Genomic DNA, 13,566 nt, shown 5'->3' with positions numbered 1-13,566 from the left:
GTCACGCCCTCGGGCGGCGCCCATCAGATCGACGATGGCCGGGGGACGCCCGTACACCGTCGGGGAGGCGGGCCCGCCTGGTGCGCTGGTGGTCGGGCAGGTCCGTCCGTGGGCCGGCCCTTTGGTGCTCCTCGCGCAAGGCTCCCGCGCCGAGACCGCGCCGAGGGTGCGCCGGCTGCCCGACCCTCCCGCCGGCCTGTTGTTCGAGACGCTGTGGTGCCTGGCGGCACAGGCGGCGATCGCCGTGTCCGACCGGGCCACGAGGGAACGAGCCGTCAGCGCGCTGTCCCCCGCGGCGGCGGAACTGGGCGGTGCGGCGAGTGGCCTGCTGACCGTCGGTCCTGTCTCGCGGCATCTCCACGATCTCGCCGCCGCACTCCGGAACGCGCCATGACGCCGGGCCGGCTCTCGATCGGCGCGCTCGCACATCGATCCGCGGGGTGTACCGGGCCCGCGTCGTCCGGGGTGCGTCGGACAGCTCTCATGCACGACGACCCGGGGGATTCGCGAGGGGGTTGAGCGGTCCACTGGGCGGCCGGGACGTACGACCGAGGGCCCCGGAGCGGTGTCCGGAGCCCTCGTCGACCGGATTCCTTCGCCGAATTCGTCCGCCGAATGGCTCGTTGAACGTCTTCGTCAAATGACTTCGCGAATTGTCGAACTGACCCTCCCGGGAGGGAGATCAGCCCTGATACTCCTCGTCCGTCACGTGTTCCTTCCAATCGGTGGGGCCGTCCGTGACGGCGATGTGCGTCATGAAGGTGCCCGGCGTGGCTCCGTGCCAGTGCTCCTCGCCGGGGTGGCAGATCACCGTGTCACCGGCCCGTATCTCCTGGCGCTCGGCGCCCCGGGCCTGGACGAACCCCACGCCTTCGGTGACGTGCAGGACCTGGCCGGCGGGGTGCCGGTGCCAAGCGCTGTGGGACCCCGGTGTGAACAGCACATTGCGCACCTCGGTGTTGGCCGTGGCGCCGATGCGCGGCCACAGCCACACATCGCCGAGGAACCGGTCCTCGGGGCCCTTGATCGCGTCTCCGGGGTGACGGTTGACGTCCATGGCGTGAACTCCCTATTGGCTGTCTGTGGTGGTATTGGTGCGAGGGTGGCATTGGGGCGGGTTTGGCTGTTGTTGGGAACTGCCGGGCCGGGAGGCGGCGAAGCACGCTCAGCGCGTGTTCCGCTCGGCCCTTCCGGCCAGCAGGATCAGCGCGGAGGCGGCGACCGACACGGCGGCCAGGACGGCGTTCGTCGTACTGAACGCGCTCTGCGGTGTTCCGCTCCGCGCGACGAGGTCCAGGTACACGGTGCCGAAGACCGCCACGCCCAGCGTGCCGCCGACCTGGAGCGTCGTGTTGAACAGGCCGCTCACGTCCGGCGCGTACCGCTCCTCGACGGATTCGGTCAGGTGGGCCAGGGTCCCGCTGAACGCCGCGCCGTAGCCGACGCCGCCGATGCCGAGGAGGACGATCAGCCAGACGGTGCCCTGCGCGCCGGCCCCCATGGCGGCGAAGGCGATGGCCATCAGCAGGCCGCCCACCGGGGCGGCGAGCCTGCGGACGCGTGCCCCCACTCGGCCGAGGACCGGGCCGACCAGCGCGAACGTCGCCACCCACGCGATGGGCACCAGGCCCGAGTAGACCGCGCTCTTGCCGAGACCCTGCTGGAGATAGAGCGCGAGGACGAACAGGATCGCGAAGTAGCCGGCCCGGGTGGCGGCTTGGGAGACGAGCGCCAGAGCGACCTGCTTACGGGCGAGGAGCGCGACGTTCATCAAAGGGTCGCCTGCGCGCCGTGCGATACCCCGCTCCACCCTGGCGAACAGGGCGAACACCGGCAGGGACGCGGCGAGGCACACCCAGGCCCACAGCGGCCAGCCCGCGTCCTGGCCCAGCACCAGCGGCATCACCAGCAGGAAAAGTCCGAGCGACAGCAGCCCGACGCCGCGCATGTCGAGCTTCTTCTCACCCGAGACCTCGTCCTTGGGCAGGAAGGCGAACGAGGTGACCAGCAGGAGGATGCCGATCGGCACGTTGATGAGGAAGATGGGCCGCCAGCCGGTGCCCATGATGTCGGCCGACACCAGGATGCCGCCCAGCGCCTGCCCTACGACCGAACTGACCCCCAGGACACCGGTGTACGCGCCCAAGGCCCGTCGGCGGGCGGTGCCCTCGAAGTGCACCTGAATACCCGTCAGGACTTGCGAGACCATGAGGGCCGCGCCGATCCCCTGGACGACGCGGGCGCCCACCAGGGTGTCGCCGTTGGGCGCGAGGCCGCAGGCGAGCGAGGACAGGGTGAAGACGGTGAGCCCGAGCAGGTATGTCCACCGCCGGCCGCGGATCTGGCCCAGCCGGGCGCCGGTGATCAGCAGCATGGCGTACGCGAGCGTGTACCCGGAAACGATGAGTTCGATTTGGCCGCTTGACGCGTGCAGGTGATCGCGGATCGAGGGGATGGCGACGTTCACCACCGCGATGTCCACGTTCCCGAGGAACATGCCGCCGAGCAGGGAGGCCAGCAGCCAGCCCGACCGTCTCCCGTGCCCTCCGGAAGGGGCCCGGGGTGCCGAGGCCTTGGGCCCGGTCCCTGCTTCGGGCCCAGTTCCTGCTTCGGTCCCGGTTCGCGCCGACTCGTTTGCCGCAGAAGTCTTCAAGGAATCCACCCTCGAACTGTAACTACTAGTATGTACAGTCCGCAACCGCGGGGGAGCCGGGGAGAGGTGAGGCGGGCCCCGGCTCCCCCGCGAGCCGCTAGACCGCGTCCCGCTGGACCAGTTGGAACTGGATTCCGTTGGACGTATCGGGCCGCGTCCACGCGTTGAGGTTCGGGCCGACCGCGACGGGCTCGCTCGTGGTGAGGCCCACGCCGAGGGCCAGGACCGCCTGCATGATCTGCGGCACGTCGTCGACCTCGACACCGACGTGCTCGATCCGGGCCTCGTTGCCCTCGCCCAGCCGGCGCCGCCGGGACTCCTCGGTGGTGGGCTCGATGAGCTCGATCCTGCCGTCCCCGCACTGATAGAACGCGATCTTCACGTTCCGCTCGGGAACCTCCTGGGCCCGCTCCAGCCGCATCCCCAGGCTTTCGAGGAACCCCCTCGCCTTGGTGATGTCGCCGACCACGATGCCGATGTGGTCAATCCGCTTGAACATGTACGCCTCCGATGCCGCCGGTGTCTGTCGCGTGGTTGCGCGTGGTTGCGCGTGTTTACGCGTGCTCTCTGGAGAAGTTGTTGTGCAGGCCCGCCTGTTGAGGCAGATTCGACATGTTGAGGAGGAGCAGATCCTTGTCCGCCGCCCGGTTCTCGAAGTGGTGCGTGGACCAGGCCGGTATCAGCATGACGTCGCCCTCGCCCAGTTCGACCGGGTCCCGGACTTCTCCCTGAACGGGCTCACCGGAAGCGCCCTCCGCCAACTCGTCGAATACCACCGTGCCCGACCCGGACCGCACGAAATAGAGGTGCCACCAGGAATGCGCGTGCGGGGTGGTGCGGTCGCCGTGCCGGACGGCCTGAAAGGTCATCGAAGTGCCCGGGACGATCTCATGGCCACCGCCCGGAGCGGCCAGCGTCAGCGTGCCGTACTCCGTGTGCTCGGCCGCTTCGAGTTCCTCGGCCAGGGTCTTCCACTGCCATAAGACCGGATTCGGCCGGCTCCGCACATGGTTTCTGCGAAATTCAGGGTACGGAAACTGACTTCCGATCTGCACCGGCATGTTCTTCCTCCCGAACGGCGTCGTCATGGTGGCGGCGGCTTTGGCGGATATGCTCGATCATGTCCCGTACGGAGATATCGGCATCGCGGTTGAACTGCGAGGGCATTCTCTGCCGGGGCAGTGCGTGGGTATAGAACCGCGGCCCCTCGACGGGGTAGCCGACTGCCCAGGCGGTGCCGAGCGGCTCGCCGTCCGCTCCGATCGGCCGGCCCCGCTCGTCGATGTCGATGCCGCCGGGCCGGAACGGGCCGTTCGCGTACGGGCGGACCAGCCCGTGCTCCAGCAGGTTCCTGATCAGCGGCGATCTGTCGCGCTCGGCGTGGAACGCGTCGAGCCGGGCGATGACCAGAGCATCGGCGTGGCTGGTGTGCGTACCTTCCGGGTAGTCGGTCCGGATCGCGAACCGCGCCGCGTCCCGGTCCAGCACCACCCGGCACCCCGGACCGCCGGCCAGCCCCACGACCCCCGCCCGGAACAGCGCGAGGAGTTGATGGTTGCGGTGTCGCGGCGGCCCGAACGAGATCCGGTTCATGACCGGTACGTACGTCGCGTTGAACACCCGGTGGGACGCGGGTGTGAGCCCGGCGAATTCGACGGCCTCGCGCAGCGCGGCCCGGGTGTCGCGGATCACGTCGGTGGCGGCCTTCACGGGGCTCGTCAGGTTGCCGAGTTCCGCGTGCTCCAGGTCGTTCACGACGTAGTCCGCGAAGAATTTCGCGAACGCGTCCTGATTCGCGAACTCCCGGCCGCGCAGCGGGTCGAGGATCTCCTCGATCGCGCTCCGGTCGGCCGGCGTGAGCTCGTACTCTTCGGGGGGTGCGGAATCAGGGTCGGACACGGGCTCTTCAGGAGGCACGGATTCCATGCCGGGCGAGGCGAGCTGTTCCCGCGCTGCGCGAAAGGCGTCTCCCATTTCGTGCAGCAGCAGCGGAAGCACTTCGTCCACGAAGTCGAGACGGGGGTCGTTCCGATGGAGAACCGCCCGTTCCTGGAGGCGGTTCACCGCCTCTGTGGTGAAGAATCGCGGCCGGTGCTGACCGGTGATGCCCTTCTGGTTCACTCCGCGCGCGCTGAACGGCAGGCACTGGCGTGAGAACAGCCGGATCTCGGGCTCGCGTCCGGACGGACGGTATTCCATGTCCTTTCCGTCCCCGAGGAACCGCCCGCCGCGGCCGACCGTGAGTTCTGAGATGACGTCGTGCGCGGTCAGCCCGAAACCCTGGACCGCTACGGTCGAGCCCGGAGCGATTTCCTGGAGCCGGTCGACCGGATAGGGGGTGGGGCAGTACACCAGCCCGGCGTTGCGGCCGCTGTTCTCCCGGGCGAACTCCGCGTACGCACGGTCCTCTTCAGTGGGAATCCGCTCGCAGTGCCCGGTGGCGAGGAAGACGTAGTCGCTGGGGACAGCGTGGCCCTTCGCCAGGTGCACGGCGAAGCGCCCGCCCTCCCGCGCCTCGATGTCGACGGCCCGGTCGCGGTGGTGCACGACGCGGACCCGAGGCGGCAGGGACCGTACCGTACGGTCGAACACCCAGCTCAGATAGGTGCCGAGGGTCTGCCGCGGCAGATAGGCGTGCTCCCCGACCGGCTCGCCCGCGTCGTCTCCGGTCGGATGGAACTCCGTGCCGAACGCGCGGTATCCGCTCTGCGCCGCCCACTCGGTGAACGAGGGGCCCCGGCCGTCGGCGAACATCGTCACCTGGCTGGCGACGGTGTTGGTCAGCAGATGGGCGGGCTGGCGTGCGGAGTGCGTGCCCTGGCCCGGCTCGCCCGGGTCGATGAGGTGCACATCCAGCGCGTACCCCTCGGGCAGCTGGTCGGCGAGGTCGGACAACCGCCGCAGAACGCTGAGGCCGCGCGGCCCCACGCCGACGATGGAGACCTGGAGGTCCGTCATCGCGCGGCCCCGCCCACCGTCGCCGCGGCGGCGTCCGCCGCGCCGTCGGGTACGGGCGGCTCGTGGAGGCGGACCCAGTCGGGCGCCCCGGCGAGCGGGGGGAACCGCCGGGCCACCTGGGGGTCGTGGCCGGGGATGATGTGGTCCTCGCCGTCCGCCAGGGCCTCGATCGTGGTGTACCCCTCCATCATCGGCGCGAGGTGATCGAGGATGGGGAAGGGGCTGCGCAGCCGGATATTGGCCCACAAGTGGGTGGCGTCGCCGGCCAGTACGACCCAGCCGCGCGCGGTGGGGACCCGGACCACCTGGGTGCCCGGAGTATGGCCCGGCACGGGGTGCACCGTGACGTCGGGGATGATCTCGGCCTCTCCGCGGTGCAGCGTCAGCCGCTCCTCGAACAGCCCCTGGACGGCCGATTTCACATTGGCCGGCTCGAAGGGCTTGCGCACGGCGTGGTGGCGCATGGCGGGACCGGTGCAGAACCGGAGTTCGTCCTCCTGGAGATGGACGCGGGCGTTGGGGAAGCGGTCCAGGTTTCCCGCGTGGTCATAGTGCATGTGTGTGATCACGACGTCCGAGACGTCGGCGGCCGCGACTCCGAGGTCGGACAGCGCGTCGACTGGGCAGCGGAACAGCGTACGCCCGCGACGCACCGCCATCTCCTCGGAGAATCCGGTGTCCACCAGCAGGAAGTGCCGGTCGTCGCGGATCGCCCAGAGATAGAAGTCCATGGGCATGGCGGTGCCCGGGGCGAACTGCCCGTCATCGAAAAGGAAGTTGTCCCTCGCGGGCCGGTCGGCGTGCGTGCCGAACCGGAGGGCCAGCACTTCGTAGGTCGGATGTGATTCCTCGGCCATGGGGCTCACACCCCCGCGAGATCGAGCGGTTCGCCGAGCAGCGGCTTGCCGAGAAGGGTCTGGTCGGCGGCGGTAAGCCCCTCCTCGAAGAAGAATTTGCGCTCACCGAAGGCCGGTACGAGCTGGTCGAACCAGGTGGCGGCGGGGTCGAACTTCGCATAGAAGGGCAGGCGTACAAGGCCGCCCTGGCGCGCTTGCAGCAATTGCAGGGCGAATACCTTTTCGCCGCGGATCGTCGGCACGCCGTCGATGAGGACCTTGCCCGGGAACGCGCTCATCGACGGGCCGCGTACGGTACGGGACAGGCCGGAGACGGACCCGTAAGCCGCTCGGAAGATGTCGTACGCCTCGGCCAGCGGCAATTCGAAATAGGAACGTGCGCCGGTATCGCGCTCGACGAACATGTAGTACGGGATGGCGCCCAGCTTCACGCCCTGCGTCCACAGCTCGTGCCAGGCATCAGGGTTGTCATTGATGTGCCGCAGCACGGGCGATTGCATACGGACCACGGCGCCGGTGCCGGCGATGCGCCGCAGAGCGTGCTGCGCGATGGCCGGCCGCAGTTCTGCGGGATGGTTGTAATGGCCCATCAGCGCGAGATGCTTTCCGGCGCCCACGATGCGCTCGAACAGGCGCAGCAGGTCATCGGCGTCCACATCGCTGACGAAACGCTGCGGCCAATAGCCCACGGCCTTCGTGCCGATCCTGATGTTCTGGACATGGGCCAGTTCGGGGGAGAGCAGCGGTTCGAGGTAGCGCTCCAGGTTGGCGGTTCGCATGATCAGGGGGTCGCCGCCGGTGATCAGTACGTCGGTGACCTCGGGGTGCTGCTTGAGGTAGGCGGTCAGCCCCTCGGCGTCCCGGGCCGCGAAGTGCAGGTCCTCCTCCCCGACGAACTGCGGCCAGCGGAAGCAGAACGTGCAGTAGGCGTGGCAGGTCTGGCCCGCGCTCGGGAAGAAGAGCACGGTCTGCGCGTATTTGTGCTGGATTCCGGGGACGACCTCGCCGTCCAGTTCCGGCACGTTGTGCGTCAACTGGCCGGCCGGGTGCGGATTCATCCGGCTGCGGACCGCATGGATCTGCTTGGCCAGCCGCTGCTTGTCGCCGGACCGCAGCAGGTCGCGCAGGGTGGTGTAGTCGTCCGGGTCCAGCATCGAGCGGTGCGGGAAGTTGAGCCGGAAGATCGGGTCGTCAGGGATGCGGTCCCAGTCGATGAGTTCGTCGAGTACGTATTGGTTGGTCCTGAACGGGAGGACATGGGTCACCACTTCGACGGCCTCGCGGAGGTCGGGTGGCATGTGTTCCCACTGCGGCACTCGCTTGATCGACGAGCGATTGTAGGGTTTGTACTTGGCAGGACTGAAATTACCCATGCGAAATTCCCCTGTAGATATGGCGGAAAGTGGGCGCCAGAGCGGGCATCGAAGCGGGCGTCAAAGTGAGCATCAAAGCGGGCATCAAAGCGGGCATCGAGATCGCGGCAAGTCGTCGGCCGGAGAGGTTCGTCCGGCCGGTCTGCGGAATTGACTGCGTGCGGGCGGAGGCTCCCGCGTATTTCCGCTTCTCGGTGATCACGCGGTACAGGTGGAACAGATAGAGCGGGCAGAGCAGGCGGAACCCGGCTCGGCGGTATCAACCGCCTTGCCACGCCTGAAGATTAGCCGAGTAGTCGATGCGTGAGAAATGTGTCTGTGGCGCTGTCCATGCGGCCCGTGTATGAATGCATTCCAGGCGCCTTGAGGCTCGCAATACGATCTTGAGCGGGCCGGGTTTTCTTGAGGCGCTTACGGCGGATCAGGGCGCGGGGGAGTGCGGGGTGCCGGCTCGGCGGCAGGCTGCAACCCAACCCGGCCAGCCGGGCGGTCAAGGTCAAACAACCGCTCGCGGCGGCGCGGCCCGAAGGGCACATCGGCCCCCGGCGTCATCTCCCGGTTCGGTATGCTCTCGCGGCCCACGGCCGGCGACGGCGTCCGTGAGGGTCGCAGCCAGGTCTCCGTTGTATGTAACGTTCGGAAATGACAAGAAGCGAGCGAATCGCGGACCAGCTGGACTGGCACTGGCACAAGAACCTGCGGCCGCGGCTGCACGGTCTTGCCGATGAGGAGTACTTCTGGGAGCCGGTGCGTGGCTGCTGGAGCCTCCGCCCACGTGGCACGTTGACCGAACCGATGTCGGCAGGTTCGGGGGAATGGGCGATGGACTCCGCGTCCCCTGGCCCTGGCCCGCAGCCGGCGCCGGCGCCGGTGACCACGATTGCCTGGCGGCTGGCGCACATCATCGTCTCGTGCCTGGGTTATCGGGTCGGATGGTACTTCGGCGGCCAGGACGTCGACTCCGAGACATTCGCCTACGCGGGGACCGCTGACGAGGCGCTGAAACAGCTCGATGAGATGTATGAGAGATGGAACACGGGGGTCCGCAAGCTCTCGGACGCTGACCTGGACAATCCGCCCACGGTGGGTCCCGAGCCGTATCCCATGGAGAACAGGGTCCTGCACGTCAACAGGGAGCTGATCCATCACGGCGCCGAGATTTCCCTGCTGCGCGACCTCTACCGCTGGCAGGACGGAGCCGTACCGCGCTGTATATGACTTTCCGGTGACCGGTGACCGAGTTTCGGTGACTGGTCACCGGTGACCGAGCTTCGGAAACCGACGTGGTCTCCGTGACGCTCCATGGCGGCGGGCTCCAGCGATCGGCGGCGCAGGCTTCCCCTGGCGATCATGACTCCGCATACTGCGGAAAGGGAAGCCCGAACTCCTCTTACCGCCGAGGCCGTTGCCCGCCCGCCTTATAGGAGAAGCGCGTGTCCGACGCACCACACGTTGTCGTCCCCGCCGGTCCCGCCGGTCTCTCCGTCGACGGGTACCCCGGCTCACCGAGCGTACGAGCCGGGGACAGCCTGCGGCTGCACGTATCGACGCGAGCCAAGATGTTCCGGGCCGACTTCTTCCGCTGCGGTGCCACGATCCGCCACATGGGCACCACGCACGGACCCGGCGGCTACGCGCCTCCCGGCCGGCAGGACGAGGACTGGCGCTGGCCCGGCCATGACTTCGCCGTACCGCAGGAGTGGCCGTCGGGCGTGTACGTCGCGGTACTGAGCCCGTACGGCGAAGGCCCGTTCAGCGAGGACCCGTGCGGAGAGGACCCGGACAGGAATGGCCCGTGCGGAGAAGGCCCGTACAGAGGGGGCCCGTACAGAGAAGGCGGGTACAGAGAAGGCTGGTACACCGAAGCCCCGGCCCGCGCCGAGGATCTGGACGCCCGCCACTCACGACTGCTGTTCGTGGTGACGGCCCGCGAGCCCGCCCGGACCACGAACATCCTGTACAAGGTGCCGGTCTTCACCTACCACGCGTACAACATCAGCGGCGGCGGCAGCCTGTACGGCCCGGTCCACGCGGACGACCCCGCCCCGCACACCGGCACCCTGGCCGTCACGCTGCGGCGCCCCGGCGGCGGAATCGGCGGGCCGGTCAAGGGCCGCCCGGACCCCCACGACCCGCGCACGCCCCGTCAGACCTTCGCGCACTGGGACGCCCCCTTCATCGCCTGGCTCGAAAGCGCCGGCCTCACCGCCGACTACTGCACCGACCTCGACCTGCACGAGTCGCCCGGCCTCTCCGACCGCTACCAACTGCTGCTCTCCGTCGGCCACGACGAGTACTGGAGCGCGCGCGTCCGCGACAACGTCACCGCCTTCCGCGACCGGGGCGGCAACGTCGCGATATTCGGGGCGAACACCTGCTGGTGGCGGGTCGCGGTGACCGATGACGGCACGGCCATACGCTGCGCCAAGTACCCGCCCGGCGCCCCTCGCGGCGCCGACGTCGACCAGATGCGGGGCGCCCCCGACCACTGGTGGGAGACGGAGCCCGAGAACACCCTGACCGGCGTCAGCTACCGCAACGCAGGCGGCCACTGGGAAGGCCGCCGGGCACCGCTGGGCTTCACGGTCCAGGGCACCGACCACAAGATATTCGCGGACACCGAGCTGCACGACGGCGACGTCCTCGGCGCGGAACACTGCCTGGTGGGCTACGAATGCGACGGCGCCGCCTACACGCGCGACGCCCTGGGGAGGGCGGTCGCGACCGGCAAGGACGGCACACCCGCCGACTTCACCATCCTCGGCACAGCCGACCTCCCCCAGACCCCGGCCGCCGGCTGGCACACCGCCACCCGCGAAGACCCCGCCCCGGCCCGCGCCGCGACCTTCGGCCTCTACACCCAGGGCGGCACGGTCTTCACCGCGGCCACCACCGACTGGCCCCGGCTGCTGCCCCTGGACCCGCGGGTACGCGCCATCACCAACAACGTGATCACCCTGCTGTCCTGAAGGCCGTCGCCTCGGCCCGTAGCTTCACAGGGATACTGCCCGTATGGCCGTTACCCAACAGCTCGCCCGGGTGAGCGAGGCGTACCTCGACCGATGCCGCATCTCGGCGGTGGCGAACGCCGACGCCGACCCGGAATGGGACCCGCCCGCCGACGACTGGATCGACCTCGAATGGGCCCCGCGTCTCCTCATCGATGCCTGTGAGCTCGCCGGAGTGGACTCGCGCGTTCTTGAAGTGCTCAACCGTGCCTTGGACGGTGATCCGGACGTCGACGTCTCGATGCTGCACCATCCGGAAGCCACGGGTGGATTCGGGCCCCGCCCCACGGCTCTGACTCCCGATTCGGTGGCCGGCGTCGCAGCCGGCCTCGCCGAGCTGGCCTGGGAGCAGGTACTGGCCGCGGTCGCCGACGACCGTCACGAGAGCCTCGTTGGTGACCGGTCCATGGGTGATTCGCTGATCTACCTCACCAACCACTTCAGGGCCCTGAAGGACTTCTACCTGGGCGCGGCGGGGCGGGGGATGTCCGTCGTGTCGTGGTGGGACTGAGTGCGGGCAGGAGGGTCGCTGGAAGAGTCCGACGGCCGTCGGGCAGTGGCCCGGCGAGTCCGTCAGCCCTGGACGGAGGTGGTTGCGAGGTCGGCTACGACTCGCTTGGCGCCGGTGATCGCGCGGTGGAACGCCTCCGGGTTCTGGTGGGCGCGGGCCAGGATGTAGCCGCCCTGTACCGACGCGATGATCAGCGAGGCCATCGCCTCCGGGTCGGTGTCGGGGCGCAGTTCACCCGTGCGTACGCCGTCCGCGAGCACCGCTGAGAGGTGTTCGTCGAGCCAGGTGAAGAAGTTCGAGGTCGGCGCGCGCAGGTCGGCGTCGGAGACGACGTCGTAGTCCTGCACCTGGCGCCCGATGGGGCAGCCCGCCAGCGGGTCGCGTTCCAGGTCGAGGAAGGCGTTGACGCGGGCGACGGCCGATTCCTCGCCGGTCAGGGCCTTCTCGACGCCGGAGCGGATCTGGTCGCTCATGTGCGTCATGGCCGCTGCCGCCAGCTCCGCCTTGCCGGAGAAGTGGTGGTACATGCTGCCCTGGCCCGCGTGCGCGCGTTCAAGGATCATGGCCGGGCTCGTGCCGGTGTATCCCCTCTCCCGCAGCAGTTCGGCGGTGGCCTGGGTCAGTGCCTCCTTCTTGCTCATGGAGCAAGTGTACCTACCATTCGTTACACCGGGAATGGCGGCGCTCGGGCCCGCCACCGAGTCCGCCACTGGTGATCGGGGAGGAAGCGTACGTACGTCGTACCGGTCGGGGACGGTGGCGAACGCGTGGGGCTCCGGGACGACCGGCTCTACGGGCGGATCGAACCCGCGAGGGCGAACGCGTGCACCTCAGGCCGGCGCGGACCTCGAACGCCTGGGAGAGCAGCTCGCCGAGCGGATCGGCCGCGAGGCGGTCGACGCCCTGCGGGAGGCGGGGAAGCGCCATGGGGCCGACCGGCCCCCGAGCGCGGAGCGGTAGCGGTTGCTACCCGCAGGGGTGGTTTGAGAGGGAAGTGTGCCTATGGGGGAGGCCGGGTGGGCACGGTCCCGCCGTCGGCGTCCGCGCCGGCGTCGAGGCCGAGGCTGACAGAGCCGCGCGGCCCCAGCACACATCCCGAGGAGTCGCTTGTGTTCGACGGTATCCGCGTTCCGCGTTCGTTCCCGAAGATCCGCGTCGTGGCATCGGCGCTGGCCGCCGTCGGCCTGACCTGCGCCGCCCTCGCGCCCGGCAACGCCTCGGCGGAGGCGGGAGATCGCAACGGGACGATCAGGTTGGGTTATGCGCAGGCGTACTGCCTGCAGAACGACACGGGTACGCCGAATGTCCATACCGCTCCGTGTAACGGCAAGCAGAATCAGGCGTGGCTGGTGTCGGCGACCGGCAGCCCCAACGGGACGATCAGGTTGGGTTATGCGCAGGCGTACTGCCTGCAGAACGACACGGGTACGCCGGACGTCCACACCGCTCCGTGCAACCGCAAGCAGAACCAGGCGTGGCTGGTGTCCTGAGCCGCCCGGGCGGAAACATGGCGGTGCGCCACAACCCGGCGGTTGTGGCGCACCGTCGCGGGGCGTCGGGGCCCCGGGTCAGCGGTGGTTGTGGTGGTGGCTGTGGCCCCAGCGCTTGGTGTCAACGGTGTGGTGGTGGTTGTTGCGCAGGGTGGCGGTGTCGTTGTGGTCGTCCCACGCGTACTCGCGGCTGTTCTGGAAGACGTCGCGTGCGGTGTCGTGACCGCGGCCGGTGTGGACGCGGACGCTCTTGTGGCCGCCCAGCATCAGGTGGCGGAAGTGGTAGACCTTGTGGGTGCAGTCGCTCGTGAGGGTCCAGCCCTTGAGGTCGACCGGACGCTTGCCGGTGTTTTTGACGGTGACCCATTCCGCGTTCAGGCTGCGGTCGGAGTGGTCGTCGTGCCCGGGGCTGTCGGCCTGGACGGCGCCCAGCATGATCGGCGAACGGTGCTTCCCCGGCGTGTGATGGCCGGTGGCCGAGGCCGGCAGTGCCATGGCGGCGGCCATGGCGGCCGAACCCAGTACAGCGGTGGCGAGACGCGGTGCGAAACGGATCACGTGAACCTCCTGCGAACAGCCCTTTGTCCTGGGGCTGCTGTTACCTGATGCCTGGCCTGTCGCCGGGCGAGCTTCACTGTGGCGCACCGTGAGTGCCGTGGTTGAAGAAGCTGTTGCTCTTTACGAAATGCGGACATTTGCACACCCGTTGCGCGCCG

Annotated in this window: 14 protein-coding genes; 5 read left to right on the top strand and 9 right to left on the bottom strand. The window is 68.9% G+C overall.

Features of this window, described 5'->3' with window-relative positions; translation table 11 throughout:
- Positions 1 to 34 precede the first annotated feature (34 nt).
- Positions 35 to 394 carry a hypothetical protein gene (locus AC07AB_RS13440; RefSeq protein ID WP_478564877.1) on the top strand — a complete coding sequence of 120 codons (360 nt, stop codon included), beginning with the start codon at positions 35 to 37 and terminating at the stop codon, positions 392 to 394.
- Between the two features lie 288 nt (positions 395 to 682).
- Here the strand turns inward: AC07AB_RS13440 and AC07AB_RS13435 are convergent, their stop codons facing one another.
- From AC07AB_RS13435 to AC07AB_RS13405, 7 genes are all read right to left on the bottom strand, one after another.
- Positions 683 to 1,057, bottom strand: a complete 375-nt coding sequence (locus tag AC07AB_RS13435) for a cupin domain-containing protein (RefSeq protein ID WP_478564874.1) — start codon at positions 1,055 to 1,057, stop codon at positions 683 to 685.
- A gap of 108 nt (positions 1,058 to 1,165) precedes the next feature.
- Positions 1,166 to 2,497: an MFS transporter gene (locus AC07AB_RS13430; protein WP_478564871.1), complete on the bottom strand. Its 1,332-nt coding sequence runs from the start codon at positions 2,495 to 2,497 to the stop codon at positions 1,166 to 1,168.
- A gap of 253 nt (positions 2,498 to 2,750) precedes the next feature.
- On the bottom strand, positions 2,751 to 3,152 hold the full coding sequence (locus AC07AB_RS13425; protein WP_478564868.1) for a VOC family protein: 402 nt from the start codon (positions 3,150 to 3,152) through the stop codon (positions 2,751 to 2,753).
- Between the two features lie 55 nt (positions 3,153 to 3,207).
- Positions 3,208 to 3,660: a cupin domain-containing protein gene (locus tag AC07AB_RS13420; RefSeq protein ID WP_478564865.1), complete on the bottom strand. Its 453-nt coding sequence runs from the start codon at positions 3,658 to 3,660 to the stop codon at positions 3,208 to 3,210.
- A 16-nt stretch (positions 3,661 to 3,676) separates the two neighbouring features.
- Positions 3,677 to 5,611, bottom strand: a complete 1,935-nt coding sequence (locus AC07AB_RS13415) for an FAD/NAD(P)-binding protein (RefSeq protein WP_478564862.1) — start codon at positions 5,609 to 5,611, stop codon at positions 3,677 to 3,679.
- Positions 5,608 to 6,468 (bottom strand): N-acyl homoserine lactonase family protein, encoded by an 861-nt coding sequence (locus AC07AB_RS13410; protein WP_478564859.1) that lies wholly within the window; start codon positions 6,466 to 6,468, stop codon positions 5,608 to 5,610. Before AC07AB_RS13410 ends, AC07AB_RS13415 begins: the two co-directional genes overlap by 4 nt.
- 5 nt (positions 6,469 to 6,473) lie before the next feature.
- The gene (locus tag AC07AB_RS13405) at positions 6,474 to 7,766 is read right to left on the bottom strand and encodes a KamA family radical SAM protein (RefSeq protein ID WP_478564856.1); all 1,293 of its coding nucleotides are present in this window, start codon (positions 7,764 to 7,766) and stop codon (positions 6,474 to 6,476) included.
- 717 nt (positions 7,767 to 8,483) lie between these two features.
- On the opposite strand from AC07AB_RS13405, the gene AC07AB_RS13400 reads away from it, so the two are divergent.
- The 3 genes from AC07AB_RS13400 (at position 8,484) to AC07AB_RS13390 (ending at position 11,360) form a co-directional block, all read left to right on the top strand.
- Positions 8,484 to 9,059, top strand: a complete 576-nt coding sequence (locus tag AC07AB_RS13400) for a DinB family protein (protein WP_478564853.1) — start codon at positions 8,484 to 8,486, stop codon at positions 9,057 to 9,059.
- Positions 9,060 to 9,274: 215 nt separating this feature from the next.
- The gene (locus AC07AB_RS13395) at positions 9,275 to 10,810 is read left to right on the top strand and encodes a N,N-dimethylformamidase beta subunit family domain-containing protein (protein ID WP_478564850.1); all 1,536 of its coding nucleotides are present in this window, start codon (positions 9,275 to 9,277) and stop codon (positions 10,808 to 10,810) included.
- Positions 10,811 to 10,853: 43 nt separating this feature from the next.
- Entirely contained in the window at positions 10,854 to 11,360 is a 507-nt protein-coding gene (locus AC07AB_RS13390) for a DUF1877 family protein (RefSeq protein WP_478564847.1), read from the top strand.
- Positions 11,361 to 11,422: 62 nt separating this feature from the next.
- On the opposite strand, the gene AC07AB_RS13385 is transcribed toward AC07AB_RS13390, so the two are convergent.
- The gene (locus tag AC07AB_RS13385) at positions 11,423 to 12,001 is read right to left on the bottom strand and encodes a TetR family transcriptional regulator C-terminal domain-containing protein (protein WP_478564844.1); all 579 of its coding nucleotides are present in this window, start codon (positions 11,999 to 12,001) and stop codon (positions 11,423 to 11,425) included.
- Between the two features lie 468 nt (positions 12,002 to 12,469).
- Here AC07AB_RS13385 and AC07AB_RS13380 point away from each other — a divergent pair, with 468 nt between their 5' ends.
- Positions 12,470 to 12,850, top strand: coding sequence for a hypothetical protein (locus tag AC07AB_RS13380; protein WP_478564841.1), 381 nt, complete (start codon positions 12,470 to 12,472; stop codon positions 12,848 to 12,850).
- Positions 12,851 to 12,928: 78 nt separating this feature from the next.
- Here the strand turns inward: AC07AB_RS13380 and AC07AB_RS13375 are convergent, their stop codons facing one another.
- Positions 12,929 to 13,408 (bottom strand): lamin tail domain-containing protein, encoded by a 480-nt coding sequence (locus AC07AB_RS13375; protein WP_478564840.1) that lies wholly within the window; start codon positions 13,406 to 13,408, stop codon positions 12,929 to 12,931.
- Between the last annotated feature and the right edge of the window lie 158 nt (positions 13,409 to 13,566).

The sequence above is a fragment of the Streptomyces sp. NPDC044033 genome (assembly GCF_056434425.1).
Note: the sequence above shows the minus strand (reverse complement) of the source record. Positions and strands in the feature narration are given on the sequence as shown.

What these genes read in the sequence shown, in the direction of transcription:
- AC07AB_RS13435 (WP_478564874.1), bottom strand. Translation starts at nt 1,057, where the DNA reads ATGGACGTCAACCGTCACCCCGGAGACGCGATCAAGGGCCCCGAGGAC.
- AC07AB_RS13390 (WP_478564847.1), top strand. Translation starts at nt 10,854, where the DNA reads ATGGCCGTTACCCAACAGCTCGCCCGGGTGAGCGAGGCGTACCTCGAC.
- AC07AB_RS13385 (WP_478564844.1), bottom strand. Translation starts at nt 12,001, where the DNA reads ATGAGCAAGAAGGAGGCACTGACCCAGGCCACCGCCGAACTGCTGCGG.
- AC07AB_RS13425 (WP_478564868.1), bottom strand. Translation starts at nt 3,152, where the DNA reads ATGTTCAAGCGGATTGACCACATCGGCATCGTGGTCGGCGACATCACC.
- AC07AB_RS13415 (WP_478564862.1), bottom strand. Translation starts at nt 5,611, where the DNA reads ATGACGGACCTCCAGGTCTCCATCGTCGGCGTGGGGCCGCGCGGCCTC.
- AC07AB_RS13410 (WP_478564859.1), bottom strand. Translation starts at nt 6,468, where the DNA reads ATGGCCGAGGAATCACATCCGACCTACGAAGTGCTGGCCCTCCGGTTC.
- AC07AB_RS13430 (WP_478564871.1), bottom strand. Translation starts at nt 2,497, where the DNA reads ATGTTCCTCGGGAACGTGGACATCGCGGTGGTGAACGTCGCCATCCCC.
- AC07AB_RS13400 (WP_478564853.1), top strand. Translation starts at nt 8,484, where the DNA reads ATGACAAGAAGCGAGCGAATCGCGGACCAGCTGGACTGGCACTGGCAC.
- AC07AB_RS13405 (WP_478564856.1), bottom strand. Translation starts at nt 7,766, where the DNA reads ATGCCACCCGACCTCCGCGAGGCCGTCGAAGTGGTGACCCATGTCCTC.
- AC07AB_RS13440 (WP_478564877.1), top strand. Translation starts at nt 35, where the DNA reads ATGGCCGGGGGACGCCCGTACACCGTCGGGGAGGCGGGCCCGCCTGGT.